Source organism: Aeromonas sp. QDB30 (assembly GCF_027707645.1).
In the GTDB taxonomy this organism is placed as follows: domain Bacteria; phylum Pseudomonadota; class Gammaproteobacteria; order Enterobacterales; family Aeromonadaceae; genus Aeromonas; species Aeromonas caviae.
In genome coordinates, this window is sequence record NZ_JAPCIY010000005.1 from 39,608 (window position 1) to 57,665 (window position 18,058).

The window sequence follows — 18,058 nt, forward strand, 5'->3', positions numbered from 1 at the left end:
CGAGAATAAATTCACCTCCGTGAGTGTGCTGACGGGGGTGTTTTATTTTTGGGGCGTCACGCCTCAGCCCCCAAATATATCCTCTCTTTCGTCCGGTTATTTTTCTCGCCAATGATGATAACCGGTTGGCCATATTCATCATCACCCACGACAAATTGAAAAATTAAAAGTTCCGCATTGAAAGCGATTTCAGTCATGTTTTTGCTACTGCGACACGGATTTATCACTTAACTCTCGTCGCGAATTAATATTTGAAAGCGCTTTCTTTGGTTGTTGTTTTTATTTTTTGTGCTTTTAATGGGTGATTTGAACCAACAAATGCAAATTTATTGATATTTTGTTGCCTTGGTTGTCGGTGGCGTGCGATTTGTCATCGTTTTGTGAATCAGCTCATGTTTGCAGGGAATTTGGGTACATATAATCGACCTCGGTTATCACCAAAACGTTTTTCCGGTGATAAGAACTTGAATATCAGGATCACACTCCTCTCAGCGGGAATAAGGAAAATGAAAATGAAAGCAAAGTGGCTCCCGATCGCTGCAGCAGTAACCGCAGCCCTGGCTTCCCAAGCCGCCTTCGCCGTTGATTTCCACGGCTACTTCCGTTCCGGTGTCGGTGTTTCCGGTGACGGGGACATGGTCAAATACAACGTCAACAAGGTTGGTCGTCTGGGTAACGAAAATGATACCTACGGCGAAGTCCAGCTGGGTCAGGAAGTCTTCAACAAAGATGGCAAGACTTTCTACGTAGACTCCATGTTCGCCATGGCGTCCAACGGCTCCAACGACTGGGAAGGTACCGGCACCGTCTGTAACTTCGATGCCAAGCAGTGCAACGGCGACTCCGACTTCGCCCTGCGTCAGTTCAACGTGCAAGCCAAGGGGCTGCTGGGCTTCGCGCCGGAAGCCACCCTGTGGGCCGGTAAGCGTTTCTACCAACGTCACGACATCCACATCTCTGACTTCTACTACTGGAACATCTCCGGTGCCGGCGCCGGTATCGAAGGCATCCAGGCTGGTCCTGGCAAGCTCTCCCTGGCCTGGGTCCGAAACGACCGCAGCGCGGGTGATGTCTTCGGTCAGTACACCCAGACTGGTGTAGATGGCAACGGTGATCCGGTTTACCAGAAGAACGAAGATCTGAACGTCAACACCCTGGACGTGCGTTATGCCGGCATCCCGCTGTGGCAGGACGGCTCTCTGGAAGTGGGCGCCATGTATGCCCTGGTCAATGAGACCGACGCCCAGAAAGATCTGAAGAACGACAACATGAAGAACGGCGTCATGCTGACCGCCGAACTGACTCAAGGCATCTTCGGTGGCTTCAACAAGACCGTGCTGCAGTACGGTACCGAAGGCTACTCCAAGACCATGGCCTACTACGGTGATGGCTCCTGGTACGGTGCCGAAGCCAAAGCCGGTGCCGATGGCTACCGTATCATCAACTGGGGCGTCATCCCGATGGGCAACTCCTGGGAGATGGGTCACCAGCTGGTCTACGGGGTAGGCAACGAGATGTGGGATACCAACGACAAGACCGAAACCATGTCTGTCGTAGTTCGCCCGATGTACAAGTGGGATGACTTCAACAAGACCATCTTCGAAGGCGGTTACTTCAAGGACAAGACCAGCTATAACAATGGCGCTGCCGATGACAAGGATGCTGGCTACAAGCTGACCCTGGCTCAGGCCTGGTCTGCCGGCTCCAGCTTCTGGGCCCGTCCGGAAATCCGTGTATTCGCTTCCTATCTGGCGAATGATGAAGACAAGGAAGTGTTTGAAGGCAACACCTCCAAAGACACCTATCAGGTTGGCGTACAAGCAGAAGCCTGGTGGTAAGCAATATCTTCAGTTAAGTTAGTCACTGCCCCCTTATGGGGGCAGTTTTGTTTCGCATGATGTGGCAACCGGGTTATGGAGATAAGAAGAATGAAACTGGTAAAGATGTCTATCGCGGCCATGGTTACCGCGCTGCTGGCCGGTTGTTCCGGTAGCATGGTGGTGCCCGTGCAGGAGCACGCCTCCATTCTGAGTAATGCCGATCAGGCCAAGCAGGCGCTCTCCCAGGCAACCAGTTGTTGCACAGGGTTCAACGAATTCAATTATGTCTCCCTGCCGGAAGGCGAGACGCTGCTGGCCATCGACGGCAAGCAGCCCAGTTATCAGTTTGACGAGGGCATGAGCTATTTTGCCGCCTATCGTCTGCCGGCCAATACCGGCAATCTGGCCATCACCCTGGCCTCCCAGGTCAGCAAGACGGTACTGGTTCCCAAGGTGATCATGCTGGATGCCCAGTTCAAGGTGACTCGCGTGCTGGGTGAGTCGGTCTTTGCCTATCAACCAGCCCACCTGCTCGACAACGACAGGATTGAGGGGCGTGTGTTTGTGGACCGCAGTATGCCGGGCAATCCCGCCACTGAAACCTATATGGTGGTCTATGCGCCGGCCAACGAGACGGCGGGCAGCACCACCATCTTGCACCCCGCGAAGGCCTTTGCTCGTGCCAACGGCACGGTCGAGCCGGATATCAAGGACCCCGTGATCCCCCATTCGCCCTGGGGTCTGGTACAGATAAAGGTCACGGACATGGCCAAGGGACAAGGCCTGGAAGCCGTGTTCAAGCCTGAATACGCCGACAAGGTGGCGATGAGCCAGGCCAAGCCTGCTACCACTGCCGTGGCTGCGACGGCGGCCACCACGGCAGCCGTTGCCGCAGCGCCGAGCAAACCGGCTCCCGCCATGCTGAGTGAGACCGAGAGCTTCTACAACGCCCAGATCGAGAAAGCGGTGAAGGTCGGTGATATCGACAAGGCGATGCAGCTCGTGAATGAAGCCGAGCGTGCCGGTTCAACCAAGGCGAAATCGGTCTTTATTGATGCAGTGAAACGTTCACAGAAGAACTAAATATCTCGGTTTATTAAAATCGATATTTATTGGAGGCCTCCCTTGTTGGAGGCCTTTTTAATCGGTAGACTGGATAATATAAATCCGCAATAAGTTACATTTGGTTACAGTGAGTATCACTGAGTATTATTTGGTTTCTTTGTGATTTGTTTTGAAGTGGTTTATTTCTTTTTGCGGCGAAGCTATAACAATACGAAATAATATTCAAGATAGCCCCCTCTCTGCTTATTTATTATCTTGTGATCTCTCCTCCAAATTTATTATTCCCTTGTTTCCGACAGAGGCATTTCCACCCCCGCTGGGTTATATTCTGCTGGTCAAAATAAGCAACCCGGAAAACGCATTTGGCGCAGTGACTGATGAAGCACATCGTCATCAATAAACTGCCCTGAGTCGTTGTCGGAAAAAAAATCCATTCAGGAGCGCACACATGTTAAAAAATGCTTTCTCTAATCTGCAAAAGGTCGGTAAGGCGCTGATGCTGCCCGTATCGGTCTTGCCCGTTGCAGGTATTCTGCTGGGGGTGGGGGCTGCCCACTTCAGCTGGTTGCCGGAAATCGTCTCCCAACTGATGGAGCAGGCCGGTGGTTCAGTGTTTGGCCAGATGGCGCTGCTGTTCGCCGTGGGCGTCGCCCTTGGCTTCACCAATAACGACGGTGTTTCCGGCCTGTCCGCCATCGTCGGCTACGGCATCATGACCGCCACCCTGACTGTGATGGCGCCTGTGATGGGTGTCGAGAAGATCGATACCGGTGTGCTGGGTGGTATCCTCGCCGGTGGCGTGGCTGCCTGGGCGTTCAACCGCTTCTACAAGATCCAGCTGCCAGAGTACCTCGGCTTCTTCGCTGGCAAGCGCGCCGTGCCCATCATCACCGGTTTTGTTTCCATCGGTCTGGGTGTCGTGCTCTCCTTCATCTGGCCGCCGATTGGTGGTGCCATCGGTGCCTTCTCCGACTGGGCTGCCAACCAGAACCCGGTCCTGGCCTTCGGTATCTACGGCGTGGTTGAGCGCTCCCTGATCCCGTTCGGTCTGCACCACATCTGGAACGTGCCGTTCTTCTATCAGGCTGGTACCTGCGTCAACGCCGCCGGTGAAACCGTACACGGCATCATGACCTGCTTCCTGACTGCTGATGACGCTTCCCGTGCTGCCGGCAACGGCTTCGGTCAGCTGGCGGGTGGCTACCTGTTCAAGATGTTCGGTCTGCCTGCTGCCGCGTTTGCCATTGCGCACTCCGCCAAGCCGGAAAACCGCGCCAAGATCGTAGGTATCATGGCTTCTGCTGCCCTGACCTCCTTCCTGACCGGTATCACCGAGCCTATCGAATTCTCCTTCCTGTTCGTGGCCCCGGTTCTGTACGCCATCCACGCCCTGCTGGCCGGTCTGGCATACGTGCTGACCAACATGCTGGGTGTCGTTCACGGTCACACCTTCTCCAACGGCTTCATCGATTTCGTGGTGCAATCCCCGCGTGCCGACAACATGCTGCTGCTGGTGGGTCTGGGTCTGGTCTACGCGGTCATCTACTACGTGGTCTTCACCGTGGTCATCCGTGCCATGAACCTGAAAACCCCGGGTCGTGAAGACGAAGCTGCCCAAGAGTCCTCTGCCGGTCAAAGCAAGGACGAGATGTCTGCTGCACTGGTCTCCGCCTTCGGTGGCAAAGAGAACATCGCCTCTCTGGACGCCTGCATCACCCGTCTGCGTGTCGGTGTGAAGGATGTGGCCAAGGTTGACCAGGCTGGTCTGAAGAAGCTGGGCGCCGCCGGTGTGGTGGTTGCCGGTTCCGGTGTACAGGCTATCTTCGGCACCAAGTCCGACAACCTGAAAACCGACATGGACATCTGGATGAAGAGCAACTGATTGTCGCTCCGATATCCGAGTTCCGAAAAGGGAGGCGCAAGCCTCCCTTTTTGCTGGGTTGCGTTTGGTGGCGGGACATGTGCGGGGGCTTTCCTAGCGGCGCCAGCATGGTGTGATCCAATGAAATAAGGCGCCCCTGGGCGCCTTTGCTGCATCAGACCGGCTTAAAGCTTTTCGAGATCCCGTTCTATCTCGCTGATCTTGTTCTGCACCACTTTTTCCAGATGACGCAAGTCGCGCAGTATTTTCTGCTTGATGTCCGGATCGGCGGAAGGCTGGCCGCCCTGGGTCAGATTGTCCAGCTCATCCACCACGTATTTGAGGTTGGCGTTGATCTCGGTGACATCTTTGTACTCATGGGTCCCCGAGTCGACCAGCATGGTCTTGCGCTGGCGAGGGTATTTGAATTTGACGCTCTTGGCGAAGAATTCACCCTTCTGCTTCTTGAAATAGATCTTGAGGATGTCGTGGTTGGCTTCCTGGCGCAGGGTGTAGCTGTCCACCGAGGTGGGTTCCTGGATCCCCAGGCTCTTGAGATTCTCGTACATCGGGCTTCCTTGGTTTGAAACGATCCTGACCCCTCTATCTTACCCGAGTCCGGGCGCCTTGCCTGTGACAGGCGCGCCAAATTCAAATTGGTGTCAAAAAGGTCTTTTTTAATCAACGAGCCAAGGGGGAGAGGTGAACGCCTTGTCAGCACTGCCATAAGCGGTATCGTCTCATGGGGGTGTGCAGTGCTGGTGGGGCAGGGGAGTTGGCGCCCACCCATGAGAGCGGGCATGAAAAAGGGCACCAGAGGTGCCCTTGATGACATCGGCGTGGATTACTCGTCGATGGAGCGCAGCAGGGCGTTGATGCCGACCTTGGCGCGGGTCTTGGCATCCACCTTCTTGACGATGACGGCGGCGTAGAGGCTGTACTTGCCGCACTTGGAGGGCAGGGAGCCGGAAACGACCACGGAGCCGGCCGGGACGCGGCCGTAGTGGATTTCACCGGTTTCGCGGTCATAGATGCGGGTGGACTGGCCGATGAAGACCCCCATGGAGATGACGGAGCCTTCCTCGACGATCACCCCTTCCACCACTTCGGAACGGGCACCGATGAAGCAGTTGTCTTCGATGATGGTCGGGTTGGCCTGCAGTGGCTCCAGTACGCCGCCGATGCCGACGCCGCCGGAGAGGTGAACGTTCTTGCCGATCTGGGCGCAGGAGCCCACGGTGGCCCAGGTGTCGACCATGGTGCCTTCATCGACGAAGGCGCCGATGTTGACGTAGGAGGGCATCAGCACTGTGTTCGGGGCGATGAAGGAGCCTTTGCGCGCGGTTGCGGGCGGCACGACGCGTACACCGGCAGCCTTGAACTGCTCTTCGGTGTAGTTGGAGAACTTCAGGGGAACCTTGTCGTAGTACTGGGCATCGTCGCCCTTGATGATGCCGTTGTCGTTGATGCGGAAGGAGAGCAGCACGGCCTTCTTCAGCCACTGGTGGACGACCCACTCGCCGGCAATCTTCTCGGCAACCCGTGCTTTGCCGGAGTCCAGCAGGTCGATGGCTTCCAGAATGGCGGCCTTGGTGGCGGCATCGACGGAGCCGGGGGTGATGGAGTCACGGCGCTCGAAGGCCGCTTCGATGGTCTGTTGCAACTGGGTCATGACAGGTTTCCTTTATAAAATTCTGTTTGTTGTATCACACTTTTCCAATCGTTTTTAAGGGCTCTCGCCGATTTCTTCAGAATCAGGGCGATTTATTGTACTTGAGTGGTCCAACCATTTGTTCTGATTGAGGAATCAATACGTCAAAAAGCCTCTTTCTAGGCTTCATCCGAGCGTGTCAGGCACTCTCGCCAACCGGTTCCTGGGGGTTGAGCTGATTGACCAGCCTCTCCTCGAGGGCTTGTTGCTCCTCCGGGTTCAGCGGCTCTCCGGCCAGGGTGGTGAGGCTGAAGAAGTCCTCCACCCGCTCACCGATGGTGGTGATCTTGGCGGCATGGAGGGAGAGGCCGCACTGTTGGAACACGGCACCGATACGGGCCAGCAGGCCCGGGGTATCCAGGGCCGTCAGCTCCAGCAGGGTGTGACGGTTTTCGCCCCTGTGGGGCAGAAACACCACCCGGGTCGGCACGCTGAACTGGCGGTGGCGCCGTGACAGGGGCTTGCTGCGCAGCACCAGCTTGCCTGGCTCCTGCAGCGCCTTCTCCAGCGCCTTCTTGATGGTGGCGGTGCGGTTGGGGCTGATGGGGTCGCCGCTTGGTTCCAGCACGATGAAGGTGTCCAGCACATAGTCGTTGCGCGAGTTCATGATCTGGGCGTCGTGGATGCTCAGGTTCTTCTGATCCAGCGCCGAGGCCACGGTGGCGAACAGGTTGGGCATGTCGCGGCAATAGATGAACACCTCGCTGCCGCCCCGGATGGGGTGCTTGCCGATGAGCACCAGGGGCGCCGGGTTGTCACCGTGGGCGATGATCTTGCGGCAGTGCCAGGCGATCTGCTCCGGGCTGTGGCGCAGGAAGTAGTCGGCCTTGAAGTCGTTCCAGAGGGCGTTGACCGCATCCAGGGATACCTCGCGCTGGGCCAGGATCTGCCTGGCCTGACGCTGGTTCTCGCGGATCTTGAGCCGCATGTCCGGCGGGTTCTCCAGACCCTGGCGCAGGGCCTTCTGGGTGGCGAAGTAGAGTTCGCGCAGCAGGGTGCCCTTCCAGTCGTTCCACAGGGTGTCGTTGGTGGCGCAGATGTCCGCCACGGTCAGGCAATAGAGCAGATCGAGGTGCAATTCGTCGCGCACCTTCTGGGCAAAGTCGGTGACCACGTCCGGATCGTAGATGTCGCGGCGCTGGGCGGTGACCGACATCAGCAGGTGGTGGCGCACCAGCCAGGCGACCAGCCGGCTCTCGTAGCGATCCAGCCCGTGCAACTGGCAGAACTCCAGCGCATCCACGGCGCCGAGTTCGGAGTGATCCCCCCGCCGCCCCTTGGCGATGTCGTGGAACAGGGCCGCGATGCTGAGCAGCTCGGGCTTGCGCAACTGGGTGAATACCTCGTGGCAGAGCGGGTGGGTCTGGCGGCTGGCTGGATTCGGGAAGCGATGGATGTTCTGGAGCAGCCTGTGGGTGTGTTCGTCCACCGTGTAGGCGTGGAACATGTCGAACTGCATCTGGCCGACGATGAGATTCCACTGGGGCAGGTAGGCTGCGAGGATCCCGTACTTGTGCATGAGCGTGAGCGGCTGGCCGATGCCGTTGGGGTGGCGCAGCAGCGCCATGAAGAGGCGGCGGCACTCGGGCAGGTCCTGCAGCCAGCAGCTCAGGGTGCGCCTGGCCTCGCGCAACTGGCGCAGGGTGGCGGAGTGGATGCCGGCGATCTCCGGGTGCTGGGCTATCTGGTAGAAGAGCCGCAGGATGGCGGCCGGATCCCGGCCGAACAGCTCGGAATCCACCGCATCGATGAGGCGACCGCGCAGCTGGAACTCGTCGCTGATGCGGCGCACGTCCATGGCGGTGTTGCCGAGGATCGCCTCGTCAAACAGTTGCAGCAGCATCTCGTTGAGCTCGGCCACCCGCCGCACCGTCTGGTAGAAGCGCTTCATCATCTGCTCGACCGGGCCGTTGCCTTCCCCCTCGAAGCCCAGCATCTGGGCCACGGTGCGCTGGCGGTCGAACAGCAGGCGGTTGTCCCCCTTGTTGATGGCCATGTGCAGGGCGAAGCGCACCTTCCAGAGGAAGTTCTGGCAGTCGAGCAGTTCGCGGTACTCGGCCCGGTTGAGGAAACCGTGGCTGGTCATCTCGAACAGTGTGGTGGCGCCGAAGTGGCGGCGGGCGACCCAGGCCAGGGTCTGGATGTCGCGAAGGCCCCCCGGGTTGTTTTTGAGATCCGGCTCCAGCTTGTAGGCGGTGCCGAGGAACTGCTGGTGGCGCAGGGCCTGCTCTTCGCGCTTGGCGCGAAAGAAAGCCTCGCTCGGCCAGAAATGCTGGGGCAGGGTGGCGGCCTGCAACTGTTCGAACCCCGCCAGGCGACCCGTGATGTAGCGCGCCTCGATGAGGTTGGTGGCGACCGTGATGTCGGCGCGCCCCTGCTCGATGCACTCGGCCACGTTGCGCACCGATTGTCCCACTTCCAGCTTGAGATCCCACAAGAGGGTGATGAACTCGCCGATGCGAAGCCCCAGCACCTCGTCCAGTTCATCTCCTTCGTAGAGGAGCAGCAGGTCGATATCGGAGTGGGGATGGAGTTCGCCGCGGCCATAGCCGCCTACCGCGATCAGGGTGAGCTCGGTCCTGTCGAAGCCGAACTTGTGCCAGAGCCTGGTCAGCAGCGCGTCCATGTATTCGGAGCGGGTGGCGACCAGTTCGATGATGTTGTCACCGGCGTCGAAGCGCTCGTGCAGCCAGGCGAGGAAGCGGCTCAGGTACTCCTTGCAGTTGTCGCGGGTGAGCTGATCGTCTGGGAGCAGATGGGGAGAAAGCAGGCTGGCATCCATGGCATGTCACACTCTCGGTCGGGCCGGGTAAAGAGCAACCCCGGCGCGCGGCCGGGGTTGAATGTCAAACGTGGCGGATAAAACGCTCGATAGTGTCGTCGGGGCGCAGGGTCAGGACCTCGCAGCCATCCTCGGTCACCAGCAGGGTGTGCTCCCACTGGGCGGAGTCGCCGCCGTCCTTGGTGGTCACGGTCCAGCCATCCTTCGGATTGACCTTGCAGTGGTACTTCTTGCTGTTGACCATGGGCTCGATGGTGAAGCACATGCCCGCTTTCAGCTCCAGCTTGCCGCCGTTGCGGTAGTGGAGGATCTGCGGCTCTTCGTGGAACTCGGCACCGATGCCATGGCCGCAGTAGTCGCGTACCACGGAGAAGCCGGCCTGCTCGACGATGGGCTGGATGACGGCGCCGATCTCGGTGATGCACATGCCCGGGCGCACCCGCTTGATGGCGGCATAGAGGCTATCCTGGGCCACCTTGCAGAGCTGGCGGCGCAGGGGGGTGGTCTGGCCCACGATGAACATGGCGGAGGTATCGCCGTGATAGCCATCCTTGATGACGGTGATGTCCAGATTGATGATGTCCCCTTCCCGCAGCTTCTTGTGGTTCGGGATGCCATGGCAGATGACATCGTTCACCGAAGTACAGATGGACTTGGGGAAACCGTGGTAATTGAGCGGCGCGGGGATGGCCTGCTGCACGTCGACGATGTAGTCGTGGCAGAGGGTATTCAGTTCGTCTGTGGTGACGCCCGCCTTGACGTGGGGGGCGATCATGACCAGCACGTCGGCGGCCAGCTGGCCGGCGACACGCATTTTTTCAATCTCTTCCGGTGTCTTGATTTTAATGGACATGGGATCTCTCTTGGGGCCTGATTGCGCATCCTGCCGATGCCCAACAACCAGGTAATGAAAAATAGATGCGTTTGCAATCAGGGCGAAATTTTATCCCCAACCCCCGTTTACTTCCAGTGTGATCGTCATCGCAACGTCATCAGGAGGTCGCACCATGGTCCGGGATCCATTTTTAGCACCCGGGCTGGTGGTGTCATGACCAAAGTTATGGTATAAAGCGCGCCGGAATGGGGAACTCGTGTCCTCATGCCATCACCCTTACTCAACAACACACACACATCGACACATATGCCGGGGTGCCTTAACGGGTCGGTTATATGGGATGTGTGGAGGCCTAACCCCAATACAGAGGTATAAAATGGCTAAAGTTTCTATGCGCGACATGCTGCAAGCCGGCGTTCACTTCGGTCACCAGACTCGTTACTGGAACCCGAAAATGAAGTCCTACATCTTCGGTGCCCGCAGCAAAGTTCACATCATCAACCTGGAAAAAACCGTTCCGATGTTTGACGATGCCATGAACTTCATCAGCTCCGTAGCTGCCAAGAAAGGCAAGGTACTGTTCGTAGGTACCAAGCGTGCCGCGTCTGAAGCCGTCAAAGAAGCCGCTGAGCGTTGCGACCAGTTCTATGTTAACCACCGCTGGCTGGGCGGCATGCTGACCAACTGGAAAACCGTTCGTCAGTCCATCAAGCGCCTGAAAGATCTGGAAACCCAGAGCGAAGACGGTACCTTCGACAAGCTGACCAAAAAAGAGGCGCTGATGCGTACTCGCGAAATGGAAAAGCTGGAGAAGAGCCTGGGTGGTATCAAGAACATGGGCGGCCTGCCTGACGTTCTGTTCGTTGTCGATGCCGACCACGAGCACATCGCTATCAAAGAAGCCAACAACCTGGGTATCCCGGTAGTTTCCATCGTTGATACCAACTCCAACCCGGACGGCGTTGACTATGTCATCCCGGGTAACGACGACGCTATCCGTGCCGTACAGCTGTACCTGAACGCTGCTGCTGACACCGTTCTGGAAGCCCGTGAGCAGGACATCGTTGTTCAAGCCGAACAAGATGGCTTCGTTGAAGCTGAGTAATTGATAAGGACTGAAAAGCCCTTATTAACCAAGCTGATGTAATTGGTTAGCAGGGGCCCTTGTGGCCCCTGTTTCTTGTCAATTCAAGACCGAGGATACTGGACATGGCAAACATTTCTGCCGCCCTGGTAAAAGAACTGCGCGAGCGCACCGCCGCTGGCATGATGGATTGCAAAAAAGCGCTGGAAGAAGCCAACGGTGATATCGAGCTGGCTATCGAGAACATGCGTAAATCCGGTCAGGCCAAGGCCGCCAAGAAAGCTGGCCGTATCGCCGCTGAAGGTGTGATCTTCGCCCGTACCGAAGGCAACGTTGCCGTCATGATCGAGCTGAACTGCGAGACTGACTTCGTTTCCAAGGATGCCGGTTTCCTGGCCATGGGTCAGAAGATCGTCGAGATCGCTGCTACCCAGAAAATCGCTGACGTTGACGCGCTGAAAGCCGCCGACTTCGGCAACGGCGAGTCCGTCGAGCTGACCATCACCAACCTGATCGCCAAGATCGGTGAGAACATGAACCTGCGTCGCGTGATGCTGGTTGAAGGTGACAACCTGGGCACCTACGTTCACGGCTCCCGCATCGGTGTTATCACCAAGCTGGTTGGCGGTACCGACGAGCTGGCCAAAGATCTGGCCATGCACGTTGCTGCCAACAGCCCGCAATTCGTCAAACCGGAAGACGTGTCTGCCGAAGTCGTTGCCAAAGAGCGCGAAATCCAGATCGACATCGCCATCAACTCCGGCAAGCCGAAAGAGATCGCCGAGAAGATGGTTGAAGGCCGCATGAAGAAGTTCACCGGTGAGGTTTCCCTGACTGGTCAACCGTTCGTGAAAGATCCTTCCATGACCGTTGCCGAGCTGCTGAAGAAAGAAGGCGCTGACGTTGTTTCCTTCACCCGTTTCGAAGTGGGCGAAGGCATCGAGAAGCAAGAGACCGACTTCGCTGCTGAAGTAGCAGCCCAGATCGCGGCCGCTCAGAAGGCCTAATCGAACCGGTTTTTCCGTTTCCCCAGACCGCGACTTATGTCGCGGTCTTTATATGACCAGGAATCAGTGACATGAGTACCAATCCCAAGCCTGCATACAGACGTGTTCTTCTGAAGTTGAGTGGTGAAGCCCTGCAAGGATCCGAGGGTTTCGGCATTGATCCGGCGGTGCTGGAACGGATGGCCCAAGAGATCAAAGAGCTGGTTGAGCTGGGTGTTCAGGTCGGTCTGGTCATCGGTGGCGGCAACCTGTTCCGTGGTGCTGGCCTTGCCAAGGCAGGCATGAATCGCGTGGTGGGTGACCACATGGGCATGCTGGCGACCGTCATGAACGGCCTGGCCATGCGTGATGCCCTGCATCGTGCTTATGTGAATGCCCGCCTGATGTCGGCCATCTCCCTGCAAGGGGTCTGCGACTCCTACAGCTGGGCCGAAGCCATCAGCCAGCTGCGTGCCGGCAAGGTGGTGATCTTCTCTGCCGGTACCGGCAACCCCTTCTTTACCACCGACTCGGCAGCCTGCCTGCGCGGTATCGAGATCGAAGCCGACGTCGTGCTGAAAGCCACCAAGGTCGATGGCGTGTTCACCGATGACCCGGTCAAGAACCCGGATGCCGTGCTCTATCAGGAACTGAGTTATGATGAAGTTCTTGAAAAAGAACTCAAAGTGATGGATCTTGCTGCTTTTACCCTGGCCCGCGACCACGATCTGCCGATCCGGGTGTTCAACATGAACAAACCGGGCGCGCTGCGCCGCGTGATCATGGGTGAGCCGGAAGGTACCCTGATCCACCAGGCCAGCAAGTAAGGCAAGTGTGAGCCCCAGGCTCGCTTGTCCATTACGCCAGTCAACAAGATAGATACGAGCCGCCTGTCGGCTCGTTCGCCAAAAGGAAAACCACTGTGATCAACGAGATTAAAAACGACGCCAAGGACCGCATGGGCAAAAGCGTAGAGTCGCTGAAGACCCAGATGTCCAAGATCCGTACCGGCCGTGCTCATCCGAGCCTGCTCGACGGCATCCAGGTGGAGTATTACGGTGCTGCCACTCCTCTGAAGCAGTTGGCCAACGTGGTGGCAGAAGATGCCCGTACTCTCTCCATCTCCATCTTCGATCGCTCCATGATACAGGCGGTGGAAAAAGCCATCCTGACCTCCGATCTGGGCCTGAACCCGTCCAGCAACGGCCAGACTCTGCGCGTACCGCTGCCGCCGCTGACCGAAGAGCGTCGCCGTGATCTGACCAAGATCGTCCGTGCCGAAGCCGAAGGTGCCCGGGTTGCCATTCGCAACATCCGTCGCGATGCCAACGCCGACCTGAAAGCCCTGCTGAAAGAGAAAGAGATCTCCGAAGACGACGACCGTCGCGCCCAGGAAGAGATCCAGAAGCTGACCGATACCTTCATCAAGCTGGTGGATGACGCCCTGGTTGTGAAGGAAAAGGAGCTAATGGAAATCTAAGCCTCCGACAGGTATATTACGAGCGCCGTGTAGTGCCCCTGCACGGCGCTTTTGTCTTTGTGGGAGAAATGAATGTCGCTTTTGGCAGCGCTAGGCGATAGCGCCAGCTCGTCCTTGCCCCGTCACGTCGCCATCATCATGGATGGCAATGGTCGCTGGGCCCAGAACCGCGGCAAGATGCGGGTTTCCGGGCACAAGGCGGGCGTGAAATCCGTGCGTGAGGCCGTGGCCTTTGCCGCCCGCGCCAAGATGGAGGCGCTGACCCTGTTTGCGTTTTCCAGCGAGAACTGGCGCCGTCCGGAAGGGGAAGTAAACGCCCTGATGGAGTTGTTCATGACGGTGCTGGGTCGCGAGGTGAGCAAGTTGCACAGCAACGGCATTCGCCTTCGGGTGATTGGCGACACTGCCCGCTTCAGCGAGCGGCTGCAGGCAAAGATTGCCAAGGCCGAGGCCCTGACCGCCAACAATCAGGGATTGACCCTCAATATCGCCGCCAACTATGGCGGTCAGTGGGACATCGCCCAGGCGGCCCGGACCCTGGCACGGGCCGTGGCGGCGGGTGAACTGGATGCCGAGGCGGTCGATGAGGCGGCATTGGGTCGTCATGTCTGCATGGCTGATCTGCCCCCCGTGGATCTGTTGATCCGCACCGGCGGGGATCATCGCATCAGCAACTTTGTCCTTTGGCAGCTCGCCTATGCCGAACTCTATTTTACCCCGGTCCTGTGGCCCGATTTTGACGAGGCCGAGTTCAGTGGGGCAGTTGCCTCCTTCGTTGCTCGCGAGCGTCGCTTCGGGTGTACGGGTGAACAGATCCGGGAATTGATCGCCGCGCAACAGACCGGCTAAACCCCGCTCCCAAGAGAGAGGTTTCTTTTGCTAAAACAACGAATTATTACCGCATTACTGTTAGTACCCCTGGTGTTGGGGGCGCTGTTTTTTCTGCCGTTGAAATTCTTTGCCCTGCTCGCCGCCCTGGTCTTTCTGCTGGCCAGCCGTGAGTGGAGTGCCTTCGTCACTGCCCAGCCGCAACAGTGGTTGCCGCTGGTGTTCTGTCTGCTGCTGGGGGCCAGCCTGTTTTGGGTGCCCGTGGAGCAACTCTGGATCCCCCAACTGCATCCGCTGGTGATGGGCGTGCTCTGGACCGCCGTCAGCTGGTGGCTGCTGGGGCTGCTGCTGGTGCTGCGTTACCCGCAAAGCGCCAGGCTGTGGCGTGAATCCATCTGGCTCAAATCCCTGTTCGGTCTGGTGACCCTGGTTCCCTTCTTCTGGTCCCTGGTGGCCATTCGCGGTTACAACTTCTACCACGACCCCATGATGGGAGCCTGGATCCTGCTGTTCGTGATGGGACTGGTCTGGGCGGCAGATTCTGGCGCGTATTTTTTCGGCAAGGCGTTCGGCAAACACAAGCTGGCACCGGCCGTGAGCCCGGGGAAAACCATCGAAGGCATGCTGGGTGGGCTGTTTACCGCCAGCCTGCTGGCCATCGGCGTGACCTGGTTCATGGGCTTTGTGCCTGCCAAGATGGGCACCGTGCTGCTCTGTTCCCTGCTGGCGGTGCTGGCCTCCGTGCTCGGCGATCTGGCCGAGAGCATGTTCAAGCGGGAAGCCGGCATCAAGGATTCCGGCACCCTGTTGCCGGGCCATGGCGGCATTCTCGATCGCATCGACAGCCTGACGGCGGCGCTGCCCGTCTTCCTGCTCAGCTACCTGTTGCTCGGTCCGGAGTTTTGATGTTTCGCGCACTGATGATCCCGGGAGCGTCCCGCTCCATCAGTCTGTTACCCAATCAGGAGTCTTGATGCAAAACCTGGTGATCCTGGGAGCGTCAGGCTCCATCGGTCAGAGCACCCTCAAGGTACTGCGCCACAACCCCGGGCGCTGGCAGGTGCTGGCGCTGACCGCTGCTCGCAGCGTGGATGCCATGCTGCGCGACTGTCTCGAATTCTCCCCCCGGTTCGCTGTCATGGTGGACGAAGGCGCCGCCAGCGATCTGGCGGGTCGGCTCAAGGCTCACGGCAGCACCACCCGGGTGTTGTCCGGTCAGGCAGCCCTGTGCGACGTGGCTGCTCACCCCGAGGCCCACAGCGTGATGGCGGCCATTGTCGGTGCGGCGGGTCTAGCACCCACCATGGCTGCCGTGCGCGCTGGCAAGCGCATTCTGCTGGCCAACAAGGAGGCGCTGGTGATGTCCGGAGCCTTCTTCATGGAGGCGGTGCGAGAGCACGGCGCCGAGCTGCTGCCCATCGACAGCGAACACAACGCCATCTTCCAGTGCCTGCCGGTCGACGTGCAGCGCCAGCCCGGTTTCTGCGATCTGGCCGGGGCGGGGATCAGCAAGATCCTGCTGACCGGCTCCGGCGGACCTTTCCGCTATGCCGATGTGGGTGAATTGCACCATGTCACCCCGGCGCAAGCCATTGCCCATCCCAACTGGTCCATGGGGGCCAAGATCTCGGTGGACTCCGCCACCATGATGAACAAGGGGCTGGAGTATATCGAGGCGCGCTGGCTGTTCAATGCGGCCCCCGAGCAGATCCAGGTGGTGATTCACCCCCAGTCCGTCATTCACTCCATGGTGCAGTACAAGGATGGCTCCGTGCTGGCCCAGCTCGGCAACCCGGACATGTGCACCCCCATTGCCCACGCTCTGGCCTATCCGGAACGGATCGAGTCCGGTGTGGAACCTTTGGATTTCTTCAGTGTCGGAGAGTTCAGCTTTATCCGGCCCGACTATGAGCGCTATCCCTGTCTGGCGCTGGCCATGAGCGCGTGCCAGCAGGGGCAGGGGGCGACCACCTCCCTCAATGCCGCCAACGAGGAGGCCGTCGCGGCTTTTCTTGCAGAGCGGATCGGATTTATGGATATTGCCAGAGTCAACGAATCCGTCATGGCCGAGCTGGGCAGCAGTGCTGCCGGCTCTCTGGCGGATCTCATCGCCCTGGACGGTACGGCCCGAGCCCGTGCCCAGCAACTGATAAAGGAGCTTGCCGTATGAACGGACTGTGGTGGCAGCCAGCCCCTCTCCATGCTCTCGAGCGCAGGACTGGACATGACCGCGAGGTACGCGGCTGATGGGCGGGGTTCTGTGGAATATCGGCGCCTTCATCGTGGCTCTCGGGCTGCTGGTGGCGGTGCATGAATTTGGCCACTTCTGGGTGGCTCGTCGTTGCGGCGTCAAGGTGGAGCGCTTCTCCATCGGCTTTGGCAAGGCCATCTGGCGTCGCCTTGGCAAGGATGGCACCGAATACGTGCTGGCCCTGATCCCCCTTGGCGGTTACGTCAAGATGCTGGATGGCCGGGTCGACGAACTCAAACCGGGGGAGGAGGCGCAGGCCTTCAACCACAAGAGCGTCTGGGCCCGGATGGCCATAGTCGCGGCTGGCCCCATGGCGAACTTCGTGTTCGCCCTGTTCGCCTTCTGGCTGATGTTCATGATAGGGGTGCCGAGCGTCAAACCCGTGGTGGGCGAGGTGCGTCCCGCCTCCATCGTGGCAGAGGCCGGCATCCTGCCAGGCATGGAGATCGTCGGCGTCGGCGGCGAGGAGACCGGTGACTGGGAGAGCGTCACCTACGCCCTCATCAGCCACCTTGGCGATGACTCGGTCCAGCTCAAGCTCAAGGCGGCCAACACCAGCTATGCAGTGGACAAGACCCTGCAGCTGGCCGGCTGGAAATTCGATCCGGACAAAGAGTCACCCATCGGGAGCCTCGGGATAGTGCCCCTCGGTGGCAAGGTGCTGCCCGTGGTGGAGGCCGTGGTACCGTCGAGCGCCAGCGAGAAGGCCGGCCTTCAGATAGGGGATCGCATCAAGGGGGTCGATGGAGAGGCCATCACCGAATGGGCCCAGTTTGTCGAGCGTGTCCAGCAGTCACCGGCGCAGCCGCTGCAGGTGACGGTGGAGCGCGGGGGCAGCGAGATGACCCTGACCCTGACCCCGGACGGGAAGAAAGTGAAGGGCCAGCTGGTCGGTTTTGTGGGCCTGTCGCCGCAACTGCTTCCATTACCGGATGAGTATCGAACTCTGTTACAGTATGGGCCTTTGCAAGCCCTGTGGCATGGGGTCCAGAAGACCTGGAGCCTGATCACCCTGACCTTCGATATGATAGGCAAGCTGATCGGTGGCATCGTCTCTTTGGACAACCTGAGCGGCCCCATCTCCATCGCCAAGGGGGCCGGCAGCAGCGCCGATTACGGGTTGGTCTATTTCCTCGGATTCCTGGCGCTCATCAGCGTCAACCTGGGGATCATCAACCTGTTCCCCCTGCCGGTGCTCGATGGTGGCCATCTGGTCTATTTCCTCATCGAGGCGATCACCGGCAAGCCGGTATCGGAAAAAATTCAGGAAGTTGGGTTCAGGATCGGCGCCGCCATTCTGATGTTACTGATGGGCATTGCGCTGTTTAATGATTTCGCTCGCCTCTGAGGCCAGA

At 58.8% G+C, this 18,058-nt stretch carries 16 protein-coding genes; 11 read left to right on the forward strand and 5 right to left on the reverse strand.

Annotated elements, in window-relative coordinates; all coding sequences use genetic code 11:
* Nucleotides 1-56: 56 nt before the first annotated feature.
* The gene (locus PG896_RS02640) at nucleotides 57-197 is read right to left on the reverse strand and encodes a hypothetical protein (protein ID WP_010673395.1); all 141 of its coding nucleotides are present in this window, start codon (nucleotides 195-197) and stop codon (nucleotides 57-59) included.
* A 315-nt stretch (nucleotides 198-512) separates the two neighbouring features.
* Between PG896_RS02640 and PG896_RS02645 the strand changes: the two genes are divergently transcribed.
* From PG896_RS02645 to ptsG, 3 genes are all read left to right on the forward strand, one after another.
* The gene (locus PG896_RS02645; RefSeq protein ID WP_048208175.1) at nucleotides 513-1,838 is read left to right on the forward strand and encodes a maltoporin; all 1,326 of its coding nucleotides are present in this window, start codon (nucleotides 513-515) and stop codon (nucleotides 1,836-1,838) included.
* 90 nt (nucleotides 1,839-1,928) lie between these two features.
* Nucleotides 1,929-2,903, forward strand: coding sequence for a MalM family protein (locus PG896_RS02650; protein ID WP_048208174.1), 975 nt, complete (start codon nucleotides 1,929-1,931; stop codon nucleotides 2,901-2,903).
* Between the two features lie 430 nt (nucleotides 2,904-3,333).
* Nucleotides 3,334-4,767: a PTS glucose transporter subunit IIBC gene (gene ptsG, locus PG896_RS02655; RefSeq protein WP_270835350.1), complete on the forward strand. Its 1,434-nt coding sequence runs from the start codon at nucleotides 3,334-3,336 to the stop codon at nucleotides 4,765-4,767.
* 164 nt (nucleotides 4,768-4,931) lie between these two features.
* Here the strand turns inward: ptsG and PG896_RS02660 are convergent, their stop codons facing one another.
* The 4 genes from PG896_RS02660 to map form a co-directional block, all read right to left on the reverse strand.
* On the reverse strand, nucleotides 4,932-5,315 hold the full coding sequence (locus PG896_RS02660) for a DUF3461 family protein (protein WP_039039426.1): 384 nt from the start codon (nucleotides 5,313-5,315) through the stop codon (nucleotides 4,932-4,934).
* 275 nt (nucleotides 5,316-5,590) lie between these two features.
* A complete protein-coding gene (gene dapD, locus PG896_RS02665; protein ID WP_010673400.1) occupies nucleotides 5,591-6,418 on the reverse strand; it encodes a 2,3,4,5-tetrahydropyridine-2,6-dicarboxylate N-succinyltransferase in 828 nt (275 codons plus the stop codon).
* A 178-nt stretch (nucleotides 6,419-6,596) separates the two neighbouring features.
* Nucleotides 6,597-9,239 carry a bifunctional uridylyltransferase/uridylyl-removing protein GlnD gene (gene glnD, locus PG896_RS02670; RefSeq protein WP_270835351.1) on the reverse strand — a complete coding sequence of 881 codons (2,643 nt, stop codon included), beginning with the start codon at nucleotides 9,237-9,239 and terminating at the stop codon, nucleotides 6,597-6,599.
* 64 nt (nucleotides 9,240-9,303) lie between these two features.
* Nucleotides 9,304-10,092 carry a type I methionyl aminopeptidase gene (gene map / locus PG896_RS02675; protein ID WP_010673402.1) on the reverse strand — a complete coding sequence of 263 codons (789 nt, stop codon included), beginning with the start codon at nucleotides 10,090-10,092 and terminating at the stop codon, nucleotides 9,304-9,306.
* Between the two features lie 358 nt (nucleotides 10,093-10,450).
* On the opposite strand from map, the gene rpsB reads away from it, so the two are divergent.
* The 8 genes from rpsB to rseP all read left to right on the forward strand — a co-directional run bounded on the left by rpsB (nucleotide 10,451) and on the right by rseP (nucleotide 18,051).
* Nucleotides 10,451-11,179 carry a 30S ribosomal protein S2 gene (rpsB, locus tag PG896_RS02680; protein WP_010673403.1) on the forward strand — a complete coding sequence of 243 codons (729 nt, stop codon included), beginning with the start codon at nucleotides 10,451-10,453 and terminating at the stop codon, nucleotides 11,177-11,179.
* 104 nt (nucleotides 11,180-11,283) lie between these two features.
* On the forward strand, nucleotides 11,284-12,165 hold the full coding sequence (gene tsf / locus PG896_RS02685; RefSeq protein WP_010673404.1) for a translation elongation factor Ts: 882 nt from the start codon (nucleotides 11,284-11,286) through the stop codon (nucleotides 12,163-12,165).
* Between the two features lie 71 nt (nucleotides 12,166-12,236).
* Nucleotides 12,237-12,971, forward strand: a complete 735-nt coding sequence (gene pyrH / locus PG896_RS02690) for a UMP kinase (protein WP_010673405.1) — start codon at nucleotides 12,237-12,239, stop codon at nucleotides 12,969-12,971.
* Between the two features lie 95 nt (nucleotides 12,972-13,066).
* Complete coding sequence (frr, locus tag PG896_RS02695; RefSeq protein ID WP_010673406.1) at nucleotides 13,067-13,624, forward strand: ribosome recycling factor; 558 nt, start codon at nucleotides 13,067-13,069, stop codon at nucleotides 13,622-13,624.
* Nucleotides 13,625-13,696: 72 nt separating this feature from the next.
* Entirely contained in the window at nucleotides 13,697-14,473 is a 777-nt protein-coding gene (gene uppS / locus PG896_RS02700) for a polyprenyl diphosphate synthase (RefSeq protein WP_039039427.1), read from the forward strand.
* 27 nt (nucleotides 14,474-14,500) lie between these two features.
* The gene (locus PG896_RS02705) at nucleotides 14,501-15,358 is read left to right on the forward strand and encodes a phosphatidate cytidylyltransferase (protein WP_039039428.1); all 858 of its coding nucleotides are present in this window, start codon (nucleotides 14,501-14,503) and stop codon (nucleotides 15,356-15,358) included.
* A 67-nt stretch (nucleotides 15,359-15,425) separates the two neighbouring features.
* A complete protein-coding gene (gene ispC, locus PG896_RS02710; RefSeq protein ID WP_052815753.1) occupies nucleotides 15,426-16,622 on the forward strand; it encodes a 1-deoxy-D-xylulose-5-phosphate reductoisomerase in 1,197 nt (398 codons plus the stop codon).
* Nucleotides 16,623-16,698: 76 nt separating this feature from the next.
* Nucleotides 16,699-18,051: a sigma E protease regulator RseP gene (gene rseP / locus PG896_RS02715; RefSeq protein ID WP_270835352.1), complete on the forward strand. Its 1,353-nt coding sequence runs from the start codon at nucleotides 16,699-16,701 to the stop codon at nucleotides 18,049-18,051.
* Nucleotides 18,052-18,058: the final 7 nt, after the last annotated feature.